Annotated in this window: 12 protein-coding genes; 8 read left to right on the forward strand and 4 right to left on the reverse strand. The window is 48.5% G+C overall.

Translation table 11 applies throughout. The features are described 5' to 3' along the window. Positions 1-10: 10 nt before the first annotated feature. Complete coding sequence (aroC, locus tag FC07_RS14850; protein WP_057905858.1) at positions 11-1,186, reverse strand: chorismate synthase; 1,176 nt, start codon at positions 1,184-1,186, stop codon at positions 11-13. Positions 1,187-1,436: 250 nt separating this feature from the next. On the opposite strand from aroC, the gene FC07_RS14855 reads away from it, so the two are divergent. After that, a complete protein-coding gene (locus FC07_RS14855; protein ID WP_057905859.1) occupies positions 1,437-2,612 on the forward strand; it encodes a GGDEF domain-containing protein in 1,176 nt (391 codons plus the stop codon). A 231-nt stretch (positions 2,613-2,843) separates the two neighbouring features. Here the strand turns inward: FC07_RS14855 and FC07_RS14860 are convergent, their stop codons facing one another. After that, the gene (locus tag FC07_RS14860; RefSeq protein WP_057905860.1) at positions 2,844-3,587 is read right to left on the reverse strand and encodes a DUF975 family protein; all 744 of its coding nucleotides are present in this window, start codon (positions 3,585-3,587) and stop codon (positions 2,844-2,846) included. 383 nt (positions 3,588-3,970) lie between these two features. Here FC07_RS14860 and FC07_RS14865 point away from each other — a divergent pair, with 383 nt between their 5' ends. After that, a complete protein-coding gene (locus FC07_RS14865) occupies positions 3,971-5,362 on the forward strand; it encodes an APC family permease (RefSeq protein WP_057905861.1) in 1,392 nt (463 codons plus the stop codon). A gap of 62 nt (positions 5,363-5,424) precedes the next feature. On the opposite strand, the gene FC07_RS14870 is transcribed toward FC07_RS14865, so the two are convergent. Both FC07_RS14870 and FC07_RS14875 read right to left on the reverse strand, forming a co-directional pair. Continuing rightward, positions 5,425-11,397, reverse strand: coding sequence for a MucBP domain-containing protein (locus FC07_RS14870; RefSeq protein WP_155797786.1), 5,973 nt, complete (start codon positions 11,395-11,397; stop codon positions 5,425-5,427). A gap of 406 nt (positions 11,398-11,803) precedes the next feature. Next, positions 11,804-12,688 (reverse strand): AraC family transcriptional regulator, encoded by an 885-nt coding sequence (locus FC07_RS14875; protein WP_235807531.1) that lies wholly within the window; start codon positions 12,686-12,688, stop codon positions 11,804-11,806. Between the two features lie 211 nt (positions 12,689-12,899). Here FC07_RS14875 and proS point away from each other — a divergent pair, with 211 nt between their 5' ends. The 6 genes from proS to FC07_RS14905 all read left to right on the forward strand — a co-directional run bounded on the left by proS (position 12,900) and on the right by FC07_RS14905 (position 19,456). Next, complete coding sequence (proS, locus tag FC07_RS14880; protein ID WP_057905864.1) at positions 12,900-14,339, forward strand: proline--tRNA ligase; 1,440 nt, start codon at positions 12,900-12,902, stop codon at positions 14,337-14,339. Positions 14,340-14,515: 176 nt separating this feature from the next. Next, positions 14,516-14,803 (forward strand): YdeI/OmpD-associated family protein, encoded by a 288-nt coding sequence (locus FC07_RS14885; RefSeq protein WP_057905865.1) that lies wholly within the window; start codon positions 14,516-14,518, stop codon positions 14,801-14,803. 402 nt (positions 14,804-15,205) lie between these two features. Further along, positions 15,206-16,459, forward strand: a complete 1,254-nt coding sequence (gene tyrS / locus FC07_RS14890; protein ID WP_057905866.1) for a tyrosine--tRNA ligase — start codon at positions 15,206-15,208, stop codon at positions 16,457-16,459. A 222-nt stretch (positions 16,460-16,681) separates the two neighbouring features. After that, a complete protein-coding gene (locus FC07_RS14895; RefSeq protein ID WP_057905867.1) occupies positions 16,682-17,500 on the forward strand; it encodes an ABC transporter ATP-binding protein in 819 nt (272 codons plus the stop codon). Further along, complete coding sequence (locus FC07_RS14900; protein WP_057905868.1) at positions 17,482-18,459, forward strand: iron ABC transporter permease; 978 nt, start codon at positions 17,482-17,484, stop codon at positions 18,457-18,459. The genes FC07_RS14895 and FC07_RS14900 overlap by 19 nt, the downstream gene beginning before the upstream one ends. After that, a complete protein-coding gene (locus FC07_RS14905) occupies positions 18,452-19,456 on the forward strand; it encodes a FecCD family ABC transporter permease (RefSeq protein ID WP_057905869.1) in 1,005 nt (334 codons plus the stop codon). Before FC07_RS14900 ends, FC07_RS14905 begins: the two co-directional genes overlap by 8 nt. Positions 19,457-19,697 lie beyond the last annotated feature (241 nt).

Here is a 19,697-nt window from a genome sequence, read left to right on the forward strand (position 1 = left end):
CCAGCTTGGACTAATACTGCGCCAATTCCTCGTTATAAGCTTTCAACTGGGCCTGTAAGCGTGGTAAAGCGTCGGCGTCGAATTTGTCTAAAATGGCTTGGGCTAAGGTGATGGCCACCATGGCTTCGGCTACCACGGAAGCCGCTGGCACCGCCGTGGTGTCGGAGCGTTCCACGTTGGCCACGAAAGGTTCTTTCGTGTTGACATCTACGCTGCGCAGCGGTTTGTACAAGGTTGGAATGGGCTTCATTACCCCTTTGACGATCACGGGCATGCCGTTGGTCATCCCGCCTTCAAAGCCACCTAAATGATTGCTGCCGCGGTAAAAGCCTTTGTCGTTGTCGTAGAAGATCTCGTCCATGTCTTCGCTACCGGGATGCTGGGCCAAGCCAAAGCCATCCCCAAATTCAACGCCTTTAAAGGCATTGATGCTCACAATGGCCCGGGCCAATTTGGCGTCTAGCTTGCGGTCTGCACCGACGTAGCTGCCTAAGCCAACGGGTAAACCAGTGGCCACCACTTGAACCACACCGCCAAGGGTATCGCCTTTTTGCTTGGTTTCATCGATCAGCGTGCGAATTTTAGCGGCGGCGTCTTCATCATAAGTGCGCACATCGCTGGCATTGGTGATCCGCGTTAATTCCGTTAAATCGCCAATTTCAGGTAATTGCGCCGGATCCGCCGCAATGCCTCCTAGCATTTGCACAAAGCCTAAGACTTGCACCCCGACTTCGGCTAACAGCTGTTTGCACAGGCTCCCAACGGCCACCCGCATGGTGGTTTCCCGGGCGCTGGAACGTTCCAACACATTGCGCAGATCGGTGTGTTGGTACTTTTCACCACCGACTAAGTCCGCATGGCCTGGCCGGGGCTTGGTGACTTGCCGCACAGTGTTTTCAGGCGTTTCTGTGGCTGTTGGGCTCATAATGTCGCCCCAATGGCCGTGATCCCGGTTGGTGACTTGTAACACAATCGGCCCCCCAAGGGATTTTTGATGCCGCACGCCAGCGGTGATCTGAACTTGATCGGTTTCGATCTTCATTCGATTGCCCCGGCCGTAGCCTTGTTGGCGCCGTTTAAGATCCGCATTGATTTTTTCTGGATCAATGGTCAATCCGGCTGGAATGCCTTCGATCACGGCTGTTAATTGGGGACCGTGTGATTCCCCAGCTGTTGTATAACGCATAAGTTCCGCCTTTCTGAACAGGTCTCAGCGAAATGAGAAACACAGCCGAAACCCCTCATTAAAATTTCATTTTTGAATGCTAATAGCTTACCACAACCCTTTCAAAAAGGCTTGGTTTTCGTTAAATTTCCTGACCATTCTACATTTAAACGTCAATCTATGCTATGTTTAAAGGGATTCAATCAAGCGCTGACAAGTTATCTCAACCTGTAAGTGCCGCTGTAAATTTGTTCAAAGGGAGTTTGCCAACGTGTCCACGCAACTGATCACACTTTCATATATTTCGTCCTTAATTGCGAACGTTATTACTTTGCTTGGCGGGATCTCTGTGTTCACCTGGCTTAAAGATGAGGCCAAACTGCCTTGGATCAGGCGTCACCGCACCTTGCTACTGATCTTAAGTGGCTGTTTATTTCTGGCTTTTTTACACCTTGAAGCTTGGGTCAATACGCAAATCGGCACCAGCCATGAACGCTTAGGGTTACATTGGACCTACCTCAACGTGGAGATCGTGGTGCTGTTTAATTTATTACTGCTGATTCGTTCCAAGTGGCAATTGCTGGTGGGTGGCAGCATCGTTGGCCTTTGGCTGTGGTCCAAGTGGCCCGGACATGATTCGCTAAACGGCGTGGCGCTGGCTGGGCTGCTGGTTTTGCTGGTGATCAGTCAACTGTGCGGTGACTGGGCGTGGCGTAAGCGCTGGCACAACACCTTATTGTTCACCGGTTTTGCTGGATTTGCCTTGGCGGTGGCCAATCAGTTTTACCCCACACAAGATGGTCTCAGTTGGGCCCGACAAATTGGCGCGTTGATCATTTTAGAGATCGCCGCTTTTGAATACAACCGGATCTTGCATCACCACGCGGTTTTAACGCATATCTTTGCCCATGAAGCCAAGTACGATCCGTTAACTGGCGTGCGCAACTTTGGGGCGTTTAGTCGCGATTTAGAACGGTTGTTTCAGCAATTTCAGACAGATGCCACCCAAAAGTACGCCATTTATACCTTAGATATTGACCATTTCAAACGGATCAACGATACTTACGGCCATTTAGCCGGCAATCAGGTGTTACAAACAGTCTCCCAACACTTAAACCAATATATCAGCGACCTGCCTTACCCGGCCCGGTTATACCGTACCGGTGGTGAGGAGTTCACCGTGATTTTAAATGCCATTACCGCCAGTGCCAATGAGGCGGAGCTGATCTCACGCGGCATGCAAACAGTGGTGGCCACGTTGGACTTTCACTTTGAGCAGGCGCAGGTCAACGCAACAATCTCCATTGGGGAAGATCGGGTGTTAGCAGCGGATATTAGTTATTTAGACCTGTATAAACGCGCTGACCATTTTCTCTACACCTCAAAGGAAAACGGTCGTAACGCCATTACCTTGCGCGGCAAAACGTTACCGCGGGAAAGTGCGTAAAAGGTGACGGTTACTTCACGATTTCTTCACATTTCTTATTTAAACTAAAGGTGTTCCATTAAATGAAGCGCTGCCAAACGGCGGCGTCGTGGACTGTTTGCGCAAAGCCGGTTTTGAACTTGAAGGTTCTCAGCTGTAAAGAATGGTCACACACCTAACCCGATTTTTAAACTTCATAAACAATATAAAAAAGGCGAGCTCGCGTTAACGAGCTCGCCTTTTTAGCGCGCCTTAATGGGCAATATTTTGAGGTTCAACCTGTGCTTGTTGGTCAATGGCTTGTTTCAAATCATCATAAAAGCCTGCGTAAGTGGCGTTTTTATAAGGGTTTAACCATAAGAAACCGAGGCCTAACGTGAGCACACTTAACAGGCCCCAGCCTAGGAAACTTAATTGCAAAACGAAAAAGTCCCATTTATGGCCGTTCATCATGCGGCGACTAATGGTAATGCACTCGTTCACGTTCACCGGCTGGTCTCCGTTGACCCCGCGCCGATCCTTATAGATCAAGTACGCCTGGGAATAGGAATAGCTTTTCACAATGCCGGGGATAAACAGCAACATGGACCATAACGTGGTGTAGCAATACGTTAGGACCATTAACCCAATGGTGCCCCAGAAATAGCGTCCGGTAAAGACCTGAAACGCATCACGCAAAGGCACCACTTGATAATCGCGATTGCGCAACCAATCCAAGAAGGTGTACTGGACCCCGACCATAAAGACGGTGCTCACCGCGCCACGGACAATGGCCGCGTAATTACTGCGATTGCTTTGTGACTCTTTTACCGCATAATTGGCAATATCCTCATAATGATAGCCCATGGTGCCTAAAATACTGATGGTGGTGATAATGACCAATACGATCAAGGCCATGATCAACAACGTTGGAATCAGGTTCAGTAAAATAGCGGTGCCCCAATGACCCTTTAACAAGTCTTTGGACTGTCGTTTTAGTTCTTTGCGTGTTTTCATAATCTGCTTGTAGCCCCCTGCTTCATTCCTGGTTATCTGGGATACATTATACAGATGTCCGCCTGAAAATACAAAGCGCAACAAGCCCCGCTTTTTAACCAAAACACCACCGCTTTGCCTGTCACAGCTACTAACTGACATTCATTATCACTGCACTTGAACCACGTTTGAAACGGTTAAACACTGCCCAAAATCGGTTAACCGCTTGTTATTACGGAAACGATGTCATTTCCATGAAGATTAAATCAGTCTGTGAACTTTAATGCTATTTTTATTTAGACCAATTTATGCTAGTATTAAACCCAATGATACCCAGGACTGGGTATCAAACGGGAGGTTGTCGCGGTTCTGCCTGCGCTGACAGCCGATGAGGAGTGATTTTTATGTCAGTTAAAGACAAAATGTGGCAGAAACAAAGCTTGGACAAGTATCTTGCAAAAGACAATCAATTTGTGAAATCTTTGTCGGCCTTTGACTTAATGGCGTTGGGGATCGGGGCCGTCATTGGAACGGGGATCTTTATTTTACCAGGTACCGTCGCTGCCCTGAAGGCAGGGCCTGGGATCATGTTATCCTTTGTCATTGCCGCCATCGTCTGTGCTACCGCGGCCATGTGTTACGCAGAATTTTCCGCCGCCATGCCAGTAGCCGGTTCCGCTTATTCATATGGGAACGTAGTCTTTGGGGAATTTATTGGCTGGATCCTAGGCTGGGCCCTGATCTTGGAATACATGTTAGCCGTTGCCGCAGTTTCCACTGGTTTTTCGGCGTATCTCAGTTCGTTTTTGGCAGGCTTTGGGGTCCACCTGCCAACTGCCATTAGCGGCTCGTTTAGCCCAGCCCACGGCACTTATTTTAATTTATTCGCGATTGTCATTGTTTGGCTGATCACTTGGATGTTAAGTCACGGGATGAAATCGTCTGTCCGCGTGAACAACACCATGGTCGTTGTGAAAATTGCCATTATTATTATTTTCTTACTGGTGGGCTTCTTCTACGTGAAACCAACCAACTGGCATCCCTTCTTACCTTTCGGTTGGAAAGGCGTGTTCGGCGGGGCTTCTACCGTCTTCTTTGCTTACTTAGGCTTTGATGCCGTTTCCTCTTCGGCAGCCGAAGTCAAGAATCCGCAAAAGGCGATGCCAATTGGGATCATTGGCACCTTAGTGGTAGCGACGATCTTATACATTTTGGTCTCCGTTGTCTTAACCGGCATGGTGCCATATAAAGACCTGAACGTGGCGAACCCGGTTTCCTTTGCCTTACAAAAAGTCGGCCAAAACTGGTCCGCTGGTGTGATCTCCATTGGGGCCTTAGCCGGCATGTTCACCATGATGGTCACCATGATCTACAGCTCTTCCCGCCTGGTTTACTCCATTGGCCGGGACGGCTTGTTACCAAAATTCTTAGGTAAATTACAAGGCGAACACCATTTGCCACAACACAGCTTGGTGATCGTCACGATCATTATTTCGATTTTAGGTGGCTTGGTGCCATTAGACCAGCTCACCAACTTAGTCAACATTGGGACCTTGTTGGCCTTCACCTTTGTCTCCATTGGAATCATTCCGTTGCGCCGCAACCAAGCGATTCCCAACGATGGTTTCAAAGTCCCCGGTTACCCGGTATTGCCCATTATTTCCGCCATTTTATGTGTCGGTTTAATGGCCACTTTACCCGCTGAAACTTGGATCGCGTCGATCATCTGGTTTGTGTTAGGGATGATCATTTACTTCTCTTATGGGATTCGGCACGAGAATATTTCAGCACAATAGCATTTAAAAATACCACTAAAAACAGCCTTTGACCTGTCGTCAAAGGCTGTTTTAATGCTGTGCTAAAGTTCGTAAAAATCGTCATCGTGCCGTTTTTTTAAGTTTGCCGTACCTAATAGTCCCACTGAACCTAAAATCGTTAGGCCAAGTGCCACTAACCAAGCGTCATCTTGCTCGCCTGTTTGCGGTAACGTTGTGGCGTGGGTGGTAGCATTGGCTGTTGAACCCGTGTTGGTCGTTGCTGAGGCTACAGTGACGTGTGACGTCTGTGCTGGCGTCTGTACACTTGTAACGGCGTTAGTCGCATTAGTTGGCGTTCCAACACTATTTGAGCCGCTTGGCGTGACTGGCAGATCAGAATCAGCTGAGCTGTCTGGTGTCATGGTTGTGCTGGGTTGATCACCTGGCGTCACCGCGGAATCAGTTGCATCATCTGGTGTAACTGACGGTGTCGTTTGCAGCTGATACTGATAAGTCAATTGCATCGCATTGCCTTGATACGTGCCGGTCACCGTCGCCGGTGTAAGCAACGTATAATGGGCAATCGTTGGCGCTGTTACCTTAAATGGCGTTCCCACTAACCCACTTTGGGTGGTATCTAGGGCAATGGTCTGACCGTTTTCGTCCACGTAATGCACCGTTAAAGTTGTCTTCGTTTGACTTTCATCTGGCACTTCACCATCTTTTTGGTACTTCAGGGTCAACGTCATTTGATTCCCGGTATACGTGCCGGTGGTGGTGCGCTGACTTGGGTTACTTAATGTGTAGCCGGAAATCGCTGGCGCCATTACTGTAAAGTCAGTTCCAATTGTCCCACTTTGCGTCGTATCTGAAGCAATGGTGTCACCGTTTTGATCCACATAATGCACGGTTAATTGTGTTTGCGTTTGACTTTCGTCTGGCACGTTGCCATCTTTTTGATACTTAAGCGTCAAGGTCATTTGATTGCCATTATATGTGCCGGTGGTGGTGCGCTGGCTTGGGTCACTTAGCGTGTACCCCGCAAGCTCTGGGGCTGTCACTGTAAAGTCAGTTCCGATTGTCCCACTTTGTGTGGTGTCTGAGGCAATCGCATCACCGTTTTGGTCCACATAATGCACGGCTAATTGTGTCTGGGTTTGACTTTCATCTGGCACCTCACCATCTTTTTGGTACTTCAGGGTCAAAGTCATTTGATTGCCGTTGTACGTGCCGGTGGTGGTGCGTTGGCTTGAATCACTTAACGTATAACCTGAAATTGCTGGGGCGGTGACTGTAAAACCAGTTCCAAGCGCGCCACTTTGAGTGTTATCTGGGGCAATGGTGTCACCGTTTTGATCCACATAGTGTACCGTCAACTGAGTCTGGGTCTGACTTTCATCTGACACTTCACCATCTTTTTGGTACTTAAGCGTCAAAGTCATTTGATTGCCGTTGTACGTGCCGGTGGTGGTGCGTTGGTTTGAGTCACTTAACGTATAGCCAGAAATTGCCGGGGCGGTGACTGTAAAGCTCGTTCCAATCGCGCCACTTTGGGTGTTACCTGGGGCAATGGCGTCACCGTTCTGATCCACATAGTGTACCGTTAACTGAGTCTGGGTCTGACTTTCATCTGACACCTCGCCATCTTTTTGATACACAACAATATAAGTCTGATCTTGATCACCAAATTTTACAGTTTGATCAGTTGTTGCCTCTGCAGGACTGGTCACCACATGATACCCCTTAATAACCGGGTTCACTTGATGACCTAAAACAGCATCAGCTGGCGTATACGTCACGTCATCTGTCACAGGATCTGTCGATGCGGTAAAGTCGGCGTGAACCGTATAGTCATCAGCTAATGACGTGCCATCACTGGTTTGGTAATGGACTGTCTTCGTCACAGTATCTTTGGTGATTTCCGGCGCATCCTTTTCATAAACCACCGTATAGATTTCATCTTGATCACCAAAGGTTACGGTTTGATCAGTTGTTGCTTCTGCAGGACTGGTCACCACATGATACCCCTTAATAGCCGGGTTCGCTTGGTGCCCTAAAACAGCATCAGATGGCGTGTACGTCACGTCATCTGTCACAGGGTCTGTCGATGAAGTAAAGTCTGCGTGAGCCGTATAGTCATCAGCTAATGACGTGCCATCACTGGTTTGGTAATGGACTGTCTTGGTCACAGTATCCTGGGCAATAACAGGCGCATCTTTACGGTACACATAAGTCACTGTGCCGCCTGCATTCGCTAACGTCCCGCTAGCAGCTAGGCTATCAGTTGCCATTTCCTTAAACGTGTAGCCCTTGATTGCTAATTGCGTTGTGGCATACGCACTGCCCACATGTTGATTGCCATCAGGGTAGCTCACCGTTCCGGTGGCAATGGGGTTGCCTGCTTCGTCAACATAGGCTACATTCACGGTCACGTCTGTTGCGGTGAGTTCGTATTGAGCATAGTCCCCATCAAACACATTGGTCACCACTTGATCAAATGCAGCGGCGCCATTGGCTTGACCGTCAACCAGGTGCAGTGAGTTGGCTTGTAACGCGTAGCCTACTGGGATCAGCGCCTGATCTGCAGCAGAAAGGTCGGCTTGTGTTGTGGGATAATCGTTGGTTAACGTGTCCTGCTGATCCGTTAAGGTTTTATCCAAGTCTGTGAAATAAATGTACTGATCAGCGCCAGTGGCATCGACATAGTGCGCCCGCGCATAAATGGTGGAACTGCCGGTAATGGCAATGCTAGCAGCTGTCACAGTCGTACTGGCCAATTTGCCTGAGGTATAGAACGCCGTGCCAATATAACCAATTTCACCAGCTTGGTCCACCATATCGGCCGTTGTGCCCGTTAGTGCCATGCGGCCAGTTGTAGTATTTGCGGGGATGCTATCAAACGTAATGGCAACGGACCGAATACTCCCCCAGTTGTCCCCCACTTCAGCCGCCGTCAGATAGTTGGTTAAATCAGGTGTATCACGCGTCAGGTCGCTTGCACTGGTTGAATACAACACAGTGGCACCAGTTAGCGGAACTGTTGTGCCAGTGGTGGTGGTTAAACTGGTTGGCAACGTCATGGGGCCAGTTAATTGATACGTATAAGTTGACCCCCGATCATCCCCTGCCTCTGGCAAATTAATGATCGTCGTGACATCACTTAAAGGCGTCCCACTGATATTCATCACGGTATTATAAAAAGTCAGCGCATTCGAACTGTTTTTATCGATGGTCGCATTAGTGGTCGGCGAAAGATCATCCCCTTGTGCCACACTAAAAACGTTGACACTTGAAACGGTATCGATCTGCCAAACACGTTTCCCAACCAAAATAGCAGCGGCGTCGCCAGCGGTTTCACTCAGATCTGTTACCGTTGTATTCGGTTGAATACCGCTGATGATGGTTGTACCAGGCGCTGTAACATAGGCTTTTAGCGTATAGCTCCCCACCATGGCATCCGGTGCATTGTGCAATGACAGGCCTAACATCGTCAGGTAAGCGTTGGTAAATTTCAAATTAACAGACTCGCCTGTCCTAGTAAAATCAACTTTCACCACCGTATCGCCATGATCATCCGTACTATTGCTGACGACTGCATTCTGATAATTAATGACTTTGTCAACGACAAACGCACTTGGAATAACGAAGTAAAAAATGGGTTCATCCAGCTGCATCACGTTTTGTCCCAAAGAACTTGTGGTTCCATAAACTGAAAAGGCACTTCCTTGCCCTTTACCAGGTGCTAATTCACTATGGGTGCTGTAATCATCCACATCGACCCACGCAATTGAGCCGCCAACGACTGTTTGCGTAAAAGTCGCAGGATCACTAGCAGCACTACCAGCAACTGTCATCGTGATGGCGCTGGTCAATTGGTCACCGATGGCCACTGCGCTGCCATCATCATACTGGGTTGCTAAAGTGCCTGATAATTCAAAATTAGCTGACGTGGCACCTGGTGCTAAATAATTAGGTGTCAACACTGCAGTGCGGATCACACCTTGACTGGTGATCGTACCACCAGCCGCAACAGTACCTGTTTCAGTGGTGCCATCTGCCAAAGTAAGCTGATACCCATAACTGGTTGTCCCTAGCATGTAGTAGGCTCTGGTCACACCACCAGCAGGCACAGCGATTTGATTGATTGTCAGACCATCTGGGACTGTTAACGTAATGGTGGCATTGTTTGTGCCTGCAGCAGCATGATATTGCGCATTAAACTGCAGTAACGTTTTAGGGTCATTGCTGGGATCTTGATCCAACAATAACTGTTTCGAATTGACGCTGCTATTCCCCAGGGCGCTTGTGATCGTACCGACATTCTGGGTTGAATCGGTGCCTAAAATAGTTGCCGTCCAAGGACTGGCGGCTGTATAAGTATCTGTGTCAAGCTCACCTGCCGCATTGACCACTTGTTGGACCATTGTCACTGCGCCTGCAGCCGTTAACGTGGTATCCGTGGCAGCCTGGGTCGTCTTAAAATGCCCTGCGATCCGATAAGCCGGGTCACCATAATAAGATTGTGATCCGGACCCTTTGGGCACGGTGATCACAATCGCCCCGCCAACCCCATCCGGTTGCGCGATCGTCGTTTGGTCGCTAAAGGCATTCAGTTCATCCGTTAGTTCCTGATTCAACTCGAAGCCGGCTGGCGCTGGTATTGTGATCACCGTTCCGGCATTGACCACCTGATTAACCCGCAACGCCTGATCCGTATCATCGTAAATCCCATCGCTTTGTTTGATCGGCACAGACCAAACATAATCCGTATCTGGCAACAGGCCCTTCACACTAGTATTGGGATAAGTTTGTGTTGGGGTTTCCACATGTGCGGTTGGGGTAATGGTCTGCGTGAACGATGCCGAACCACTAGCTTGCTGATTGCCATTCACATAGACATCAACGGTATAGGTTCGGTCACCAACGGTTAGCAACGTCTGATCGGTATAGGTTTCTCCTTGCCCAATCATTTGACCCGCATAATTTGACATTAAGTTAAGCGTGACAACCTGTACAGTCTGAGCGCTGGCCTGATTGAAATGATCTGTAACCGTGATCGAGCCATCAGCATTTTTGACTTGCGTCACCGTTCCGGCAGCATTACCGTCAGCGTCTGTGGCAAAATCTTGCACGCTCCCCAGCTGAATCGTACCGTTAATAAACGTTCTAATGAAACCAGTTGGCAAGGTATACGAGACCTCATCCCCTGCCACCAAGTTGTTCATCGTTACCGTCAGGGTAAAACTAGTTAAATTTGACCCATAACCAATATTGGTAGCCGAAGACACGATGCTGGCGGTAGCGGCACTCGCCTGTTCAGGGCTCTTCATGGTCACTAGCTGCGCCTGTCCAGTTGTCTGATAAGCGGTGCTAGCTTGAGCTTTGGCCGCGGCAATATCCGCTTGCGTGGCCGTGGCGGGTAAAGCTGTCACCGCCACCGCACTTGAAGTGGCTGCCGATGCCGGCGTGGCAACCCCTGCTACTGAACTGGTGCTGGTCGTTGCCGTTGATGTGGCGGTAGCGGCGGTGACCGAACCACTTGCGGCCGCTGTGCTGCTCGTTGTATTTTGAACCGTCGTTACGGCGTTTGTTGCTGCACTTTGAACGCTGGCTGCAGCACTACTAGTAGCTATCGTTGCATCAGATGTTGCCGCACTCACCACTGTCTGGGTTGCTTGTTCCGTATTGGCTGCACTGGCACTGCTGGTAGCCGCCTGACTCGTTGCCTGCGCAGCACTGGCAACCGAGTCTGAGGTCGAGCTGGAGGCCGAACTAGCAACTGAATCTGAAGCCGAACTTGCAGCAGCACTAGCCGTTGCGCTTGAAGCGGCGCTAACTGTTGTCTGACTTGAAGCCGCACTGCTTGCCGGATCAGTCGCATTCGTCGTAACGGTTTGTGTCGCTGGTTCAGCAGTTGTTGCCGCCTGAACGGCCTGCGGTGCCACCGTAAATGAGACGGTTGCTAAACCGGCAATCACCCAAATTTTACCCGATTTATATAGTTTGAAGTGGCGGGTTGTATCACCAGTCATTGCCATCATTTTTTCGTACGCGCATTTGATTTTTTCTGTCAAATCGTCATCCCCTTGCTTGGCACCTTCAGCCAATTCACTTTTTTATAATTTAAGTTTAACCTTTCCTTAAGGTCAAAGTTGTTTCAAGATTTGAAAATGATTCACTTAAATTTTGAACAAATGCCATTATATTGGGGATTATATTTGATATTTTGCCTTAAAAACCACATGTTAACTGGCTCACGTTTATACTCATCAAGCCAGCACTTTCCTGTTATTTAGCCGATTGCTGTTCATACTCCTTTTCCGATTATTACATTCTATTTGAACTTTACTAATGGCACACCCTGAGAATCCTTATTTCGGCACAATAAAAATAGTTGTCAAAAATCGATGTAAAAATAGCCGTCTTTGCGACAGCTGTTTAGGTAAACAAAATTTGAATGATGTGGCGTAGCCGCTGATTTTATGGTGCTTGCTGCCGTCTGTATTGTAATGGTGTTTGATCAACACGACGCTTAAAGTTTTTAATAAAATTAGAAGTGCCACTAAAACCAGTTGCCTGCGCAATTTGTTCAATCGACTGACTGGTGCGCAACAGCAATTTACGTGCTTGCGCGATTCGATATTGCTGCAGGTACTCGTAAGGTGCCACCCCCGTAAACCGATTAAAGCAGCGTACACATTCAGCGGTTGAAATGTGAGCCGCCATAGCGAATTGGCTAACTGTAAGGGCTTCAGTATAGTGTTCGTGGACAAAACGCAACAGCGTTTGAATCCGTTGCTGTTGTTGTAAATGGCGCTTGATTGGCTGATGTATGACTTGCACATTGGTAATCAATTGATACCAAATCTCAGTTAAGTCAATGGCGATCCGGTATTGCCAGGCAAACGCCTTTTGCTGATACGCAAGCGTTATTTGGTGCAGACGGGTCAAACACTGCGCCTGCCAAGCAACCTGAGGCCGTAACACGACCTTATATAACCAATAATCGGTCATATAAGGCAACACATAAGCTTGTTCCATCAAACTACCTAGAAAAAAAGAAAGCAATTTATTTTCAAAGTTAATACTTAAATACGCACCATCTTGTGCCATCATTTTGGTGGTATGTAAAATGCCCGAATTAATGAACAGTCCCTCACCTTCCTGGAGTGTTTGTAGTTGGCCATTTACTTGCACCGTCAGCGCGCCTTTCACAGCAATTGTATACTGAATCTCCTCATGCCAATGTAAATCATCAAAACCCCGCCCAGCTGGTTTCATCCCGTAACGTTGCACGTAATAAACCTCAAACGGAAATAAATGGTCTGGATAATGATTTTGTTCATAAAGTGCTTGCTTATCCAAAATAGCACCAATCCTTTTGCATTCTTTTTAGTATTATTATACCGATAAAGCAGACTTTTATTAGAATCAAAACTATTTTTTGATTGGATCTTACTATTTTCCGCAATAATCAAGCAACTTTTCCAATCCCGAATTCGCTATGCTAAAAGCACACCAGCAAATCACCAAGACCTTGGTTGCTGAATTGAGCTTAAGAAATGAGGGGCTATCCATGACAAACTTACAACAAACTGATTTTTCTAAATGGTATTTGCAAACGATCCAACAAGCCGAACTCATGTCCTATTCTGAAGTGCGTGGTTGCATTGTTTTTCGGCCAGATGGCTTTGAAATTTGGGAACATATTCAGGCACAAGTTAACGCGTACTTAAAACAAGAGAAAATTCGCAACGTCTACTTCCCGATGTTGATTCCAAAGGCTTACTTTATGAAAGAAGCTGAACATGTGGCTGGTTTTGCGCCGGAACTACCTTGGGTTACAGAAGTCGGCACTGAAAAACTGGCAGCGCCTTACGCACTACGGCCCACTTCGGAAACAACGATCGGCCACTCGTTTAAAGATTGGATCAAATCCTACCGTGATCTCCCTTTAGAAATCAATCAGTGGGCAAATGTCTTTCGGTGGGAAAAGAAAACCTTACCTTTTTTGCGCACGTCTGAATTTCTATGGCATGAAGGCCATACTGCCCATGCCACTGAGGCAGATGCGCGCAAACGCACGCGCAGCGTACTAGACTTTTATGTCACCTTATTGCAAGACTTTCTAGCCATCCCAGTTTATGCTGGTCGCAAAACACCCAGCGAACGCTTTGCCGGCGCTGTAGACACTTATTCCGTTGAGGCGATGATGCAGGATGGTAAAGCTGTGCAAGCTGGCACCTCTCATTATCTCGGCACAAAATTTGCAGAAGCTTTTGACATCCAATACTTGAACCAGGATAATCACCTCACTAATGTGCATACCACATCCTGGGCGGTTTCTACTCGCCTAATCGGTGCCCTGATTATGGTTCATGGTGATGAACAAGGCCTCGTGTTACCGCCCAAAGTCGCGCCAACCCAAGTTGTCTTGATTCCAGTCGGAAAGTGGCAACAACAACCTGAAATCTTACAGCAATTAGCAACCATTCAAACAGAACTGGCAGCGACTGGCTTACGGGTTCGTCTAGATGATACGGATAACACCCCCGGTTTTAAATTTAACGCTTGGGAACAAAAAGGCGCCGCCTTACGTATTGAATGCGGCCCGCGTGATCTCGCGCAACATCAGGTGATGCTAAAAGCCCGGGATGCCCATGATAAAGTTGCGGTACCCTTAGCCGGCCTCACCACCACCGTTCAAACTGAATTGGCCACGATGCAAGCGCGACTATTTACCAAAGCACAGGCTCGTTATCACGCTCATGAGCACTTGAATATTGATACATTGGCGCAACTTAAGGCTTATTTAACCACCTGTCAAAAAACACACCAAATCCCTGGTTTCATTTTGATTGGTTGGGATGGCTCAGAAGAAACCGAACAGATTATTAAGGCTGAAACCGGCTTTACGACGCGTAATATTCCATTTGATCCACCTGTTAAAAAAACCATCGACTTAGTTTCCGGCAAACCGGCTCAATATTCCGTTTGGATTGCGCGAGCTTATTAACATTTAAAGCGCATGATTTCTGCCGCTATCCCCACTACTAAAAACCTTTGATCACACCACCTGTAGCTTGACTAACCCTAATTGTCCCACCGACCTTCAACTGACAGCGCCTGTCCTTGCCGATCGACTGTTCATCGTGGTAAAAACACCTATTTTCAAATCGAACTGAGTTTGCTATGCTGAAACCAGCTCTTTATGAAAGGAGATGTTGTGTTATCGCAACTGCGAAAAAAAGCCTCAGTGACTATGAAGTGTACATTCCCAAAGTCGCCACTTTATTAACCGCAGAGCCTGAATTACAAGCTTTTTTTACGGCCTTGACCCCAGGCTATCAGCGTGAATGGGCCCGCTTCATTTTCGGTGCCAAAGCCGAGGCCACCCAGGAACGCCACTTTGATGTGATGAAAACAGTTTTCAAAGCTGGGTTCAAATCAAAACGGGCCTACGATCAACGTGAAAAATAGTTGCCGTTGCTGCAACTGTTCAGATAAATGACATCAGCATGGCGCAATGCCGTGCTGATTTTTTAGTGCCATTTCCCGGCCTGTCAGAATCTCCGCTTGACACCAGCCGCTCGCTAAGCGATAATGTAGCTAATTTCAGCTAGGACATGGATCACTGCAGTAGCAAAATAACCCAGCGCTCAGAAAGTTAGTGGTAGCTGCGAACTAACGATGTTATTTTGTGAATTACGCTGATCAAACCATGTCAACGGGTCATGCCGTTACCCATGAGTTGAGGGATCGTCATAGACGGTAACTCAGGGTGGTAACGCGGAAAATTTTCGTCCCTGATCAAGGCTTAGCCTTGATTGGGGACTTTTTTAATGGTCAAACTAGCAGACTAACGTAAAGGGGTAATCATTTATGAACATTATTGACGAACTAAAGTGGCGCGGCGCCGTTAATCAAACCACAGACGAAGCAGCCTTACACGACTTAACCGATAAAAAACAAATTGGCTTATACTGCGGGGTCGACCCCACCGGTGACAGCTTGCACATTGGCCATTTAATTCCATTTATGATGCTGAAACGGTTCCAGTTAGCTGGGCATCACCCAGTAATCGTGATTGGTGGCGGCACTGGTTCAATCGGGGATCCTTCTGGTAAAAACTCCGAACGGAAGTTACAAACCATGGAACAAGTGCATCACAACGAAGACGCCTTGTCTGAACAAATGCACCGCTTATTTGGCACTGAAAACTTCCGCATTGTGAACAACTATGACTGGTTGTCCAAGTTCTCCTTGTTAGCATTCTTACGGGACTACGGGAAATTGTTTAACGTGAACACCATGTTAAACAAAGAAGTGGTGGCCAGCCGCTTAGAAGTGGGGATTTCTTTCACCGAATTCACCTACCAAATTTTACAATCAGTGGACTTCTTACACCTTTACCAGCATGAAGACGTCCAGTTACAAATTGGTGGCGCCGATCAATGGGGCAACATCACAGCCGGCATCGATTTGATCCACAAGATTGAAGGTCCTGATGCGCCGGCCTTTGCCTTAACCATTCCGTTAATGCTTAAAGCCGATGGCACTAAATTTGGGAAAACCGCTGGGGGCGCTATTTGGTTAGACCCTGAAAAGACCTCACCTTACGAATTCTACCAATTCTGGTTAAACCAAGATGACCGGGACGTGGTGAAATACTTGAAGTACTTCACCTTCTTGTCACAAGACGAAATCGCTGACTTGGCGGAAAAAGTTAAAACGGCCCCTGAAAAACGTGAAGCCCAACGGCGCTTAGCAGCCGAAGTCACCAGCTTCGTTCACGGCCCTGAAGCCGTGAAACAAGCTGAACATATTTCAGCTGCCCTATTCTCTGGCGACGTCAAAGCGTTAACGGCAGCCGAAATCGAACAAGGTTTCGCGGATGTGCCATCAATGACCGTCACCAGCGCTGCTGAAAACATTGTGGAATGGTTAGTGGCTACCAAAATCGAACCTTCTAAGCGCCAAGCCCGGGAAGACGTTACCAACGGTGCCATTACCGTTAACGGTGACCGGATTCGCGATTTAGACTTTACCTTAGATCCAAAAGCCGCTTTTGACGGCCGTTACGTGTTAGTTCGGCGCGGTAAAAAGCGTTACTTCTTAGCTCATGTAACAGACTAATTCTTACCATTATATAAAGTCGTTTCCCTTAAATGAAGGTGAAGCGGCTTTTTTAGTTGGAAAACGTTATGAAGTTACCGCTACCATTCATTAACTGAGAACGTTTTTCATTTACTATGGATAAAAAGTAAGTCTTCTGCTAAACTTAATAGCTAAATGAGAGAATTTTTCATTTAGCACACGTTTCCATAACAGATTATTTTAATGAAGGGACCGTTTTAGATGGCACTGCTAGAAGGACACGACTTGGTGATCGGCTACCAACAGCACATTATTATTCAAAAATTGAATTTAACCTTTCCGGACCACAAGATCATTGGGTTAATTGGCCCCAACGGCAGTGGCAAGTCGACTTTGTTGAATGTCCTTTCTGGTCTGCGCCAACCGCGATCTGGCCATGTGCGACTGGCTGGCAAACCGTTAAACAGCTACCAACCGCGACAACGGGCCCGGCTGGTGGCCAGTTTGCCGCAACATCCCCAGGCCCCAGGCGACATTCGGGTGTCGGAATTGATTGGCTACGGTCGTTACGCCTACACCAGCACGTTTCATGGCCTGCAACAAACGGACCAAGCCGCCATCGAAGCTGCCTTAGTGGCCACCGAACTGACAGATTTTCGCCAGCGCCCTTTGGCTGACCTGTCCGGTGGTCAACGCCAGCGCGCCTTTATTGGCATGACTTTAGCCCAAGGCAGTGACTTGTTGCTTTTAGATGAGCCCACCACTTATTTGGATCTCACCCATCAATTAGAGATCTTAAAACTATTGCAACAGCTCAACCAGCAGCAACAAAAAACCATCATTTTAATTTTGCACGATCTTAATCAAGCGGCGCGGTTTTGCGACTTTTTAGTGTGCTTAAAAGATGGCGAGGTGCGGTACCAAGGCAGTCCTGAACAAGTCTTCACCGCTGAAATGTTAGCGGAGGTCTTCCAAATTCAGGCCAGCTTACAACCTGATCCGTTAACCGGGCGCCCGGCCATTGTCAGCTATGACACCTGTCCCAAAAAGGAGGCGCCAACATGCGACACCGCACATTAGTCACCAGTTTATTGGTGGGGTTATTGGTGGTAGCTTTCATATTAGACGTGTGTAGCGGCCCCACTTGGTTTAGTCCGCTGGCCTTGTTCCATCCCCGCAGCACGCTACAGGCCCAAACAATTACGAGCATTCGCTTGCCACGGGCACTGGCTGCTTTGATCGTCGGCAGCGCCCTAGCCGTGTCTGGGCAGCTGTTGCAAACTATTGCCCGCAATCCCATTGCTGATCCGGCGATTCTCGGCGTCAATAGCGGGGCGAACTTGGCCTTGATCCTAGGCACCATTTTAGGCGTTCCGTTTACCATGGCAGCACGGTTTGGTCTGGCGCTGCTGGGTGCCTTGCTGGCCTTTGGCTGTGTTTTAGGCCTTTCCATGACCCAACGCGGCTTGGCCCCACTACGCTTGATTCTAGGCGGTACCATTTTTTCAGGCTTTTTAGTCAGTGTGGCTTATGGCTTAAGCCTGCTCACGCAAACCACGGCCCGCTACCGAAATTTGCTGGTAGGCGGCTTTTCCGGCACCACTTATGACGCCGTGAAATGGTTGCTGCCGATTGCTATCATTGCGGCGGCCGGTATTTTCTGGCTTAAAAATGACCTGACCTTACTGGCGTTAAATGACCAACTCAGTCAAAGCCTGGGCAACCGCACCACCCGTACCCGCTTTTGGACCGCTTTGATCATTGTCTTGTGTGCTGGTGCCAGTGTGGCTGTGGCCGGGAACATTGCCTTTGTGGGCTTAGGCATTCCCCAGTGTATTGCCTTGATCAGCGGGCAACGGTTTAAGCAAACCGTGGGCCAAGTAGCCTTAGCCGGCGGCGCCTTTCTCTGCCTTGGCGATACCTTGGCCAAAGCCGCCCGGCCACCCTTTGAACTGCCTTTAGGGGCCTTAACGGCGATTTTAGGCGGCTTGTTCCTCTTTATCTTCCTAGGCCGCGGTCAGGGGGTGCGCTATGAGTAAACGTCGTACTTTGGCCTGGTGTGCTGGGCTTTTCGGCTTGTTTTTGATTTTATTTTACATCCAACTGACCCACGGCAGTATTCACTTAACCGCCGCACAAGTTCGCGCCACCTTGCTAGGGCACGGTTCCGCCCAGGACAAGCTGGTGTTACTGCAATTTCGACTGCCACAAGTCGCGTTAAGCCTGATCTGTGGCCTTTGCCTCAGCATTAGTGGCGCCTTGTTACAAGTAGTGACTGAAAACCCGTTGGCCGATACCAGCATTATGGGGATCAACGCCGGTGCCAGCTTAGGTGCCGTGGTCTTTCTGGCCTTAAGCCATAATTTTGCAGGACTTAATCAAACCTTGGCGCTGCCGTTATGTGCCGTGGCCGGTAGCTTTTGTGGCGCGTTATTGACCTTTCTGCAACACCGCCAACAAAACCCGTTGCAACTGTTACTCGTTGGGGTCGCCACCGGTACTTTGCTCAATGGCGTGATTCTGTTGATTGAATTACAGCTAAACCAGTTTGATTTTGACAAATTAATCATTTGGATCAGCGGTGACTTTTGGAACCAAGATTGGCATTACATTGGTGTGCTAGGGCTGGCCTTTGTAATCCTTCTGCCCGTCCTGCTGCTGGCACTACACGGCAGCGATTTGCTGGCCTTGGGGCCGGATACCGCTACGGGTTTAGGCCTAGCCACCAACCGCAAACGCAAGCAACTGCTAGGCCTGGCCGTTTTGTTAGCCGGTTTAGCCGTAGCCGGTGGCGGCGCTATTAGCTTTGTCGGCTTAATGGCGCCACACTTGGCCCGCCGCTGTGTGGGCAGTCGCATCGGCCATTATTTGCCGGTGGCCGCCTTGCTAGGGGTCGATTTGATTTTAGGCGCGGCTATTTTAGCCGAAAATCTCTTTGCCCCTAGCCAATTACCCGTGGGCTTAGTCGTGGCGGTGCTGACATTACCATATTTCATGTTGTTACTCACCCGTCAATCTGCTTTAAACGAGCTTTAATAATACGAGGAGGCCCATTTTCGCCCGAGGGAATGAACATCCTCCGGAAATAAGATTTTGCGAGAGCAAAATAGACACTAGAGACTTTAGGAGGAGCCATGTGTCCTGCGGGGTGAACTGCCCCCACAAGACTGGACATCCTCCGAAAATAAGATTTTGCGAAAGCAAAATAGACCTTAAATCACTTAGGAGGAGCCATGTGTCCTGCGGCGTGGGTTGACGCCACAAGACTGGACATCCT

The organism is Loigolactobacillus bifermentans DSM 20003, from assembly GCF_001434575.1.
Lineage (GTDB): Bacteria > Bacillota > Bacilli > Lactobacillales > Lactobacillaceae > Loigolactobacillus > Loigolactobacillus bifermentans.

Excerpts from the sequence above, each read along its gene's own strand:
- aroC (WP_057905858.1), bottom strand. The coding sequence starts at position 1,186 with ATGCGTTATACAACAGCTGGGGAATCACACGGTCCCCAATTAACAGCC.
- FC07_RS14860 (WP_057905860.1), bottom strand. The coding sequence starts at position 3,587 with ATGAAAACACGCAAAGAACTAAAACGACAGTCCAAAGACTTGTTAAAG.
- FC07_RS14865 (WP_057905861.1), top strand. The coding sequence starts at position 3,971 with ATGTCAGTTAAAGACAAAATGTGGCAGAAACAAAGCTTGGACAAGTAT.
- proS (WP_057905864.1), top strand. The coding sequence starts at position 12,900 with ATGACAAACTTACAACAAACTGATTTTTCTAAATGGTATTTGCAAACG.
- FC07_RS14885 (WP_057905865.1), top strand. The coding sequence starts at position 14,516 with ATGCTGAAACCAGCTCTTTATGAAAGGAGATGTTGTGTTATCGCAACT.
- tyrS (WP_057905866.1), top strand. The coding sequence starts at position 15,206 with ATGAACATTATTGACGAACTAAAGTGGCGCGGCGCCGTTAATCAAACC.
- FC07_RS14895 (WP_057905867.1), top strand. The coding sequence starts at position 16,682 with ATGGCACTGCTAGAAGGACACGACTTGGTGATCGGCTACCAACAGCAC.
- FC07_RS14900 (WP_057905868.1), top strand. The coding sequence starts at position 17,482 with ATGCGACACCGCACATTAGTCACCAGTTTATTGGTGGGGTTATTGGTG.
- FC07_RS14905 (WP_057905869.1), top strand. The coding sequence starts at position 18,452 with ATGAGTAAACGTCGTACTTTGGCCTGGTGTGCTGGGCTTTTCGGCTTG.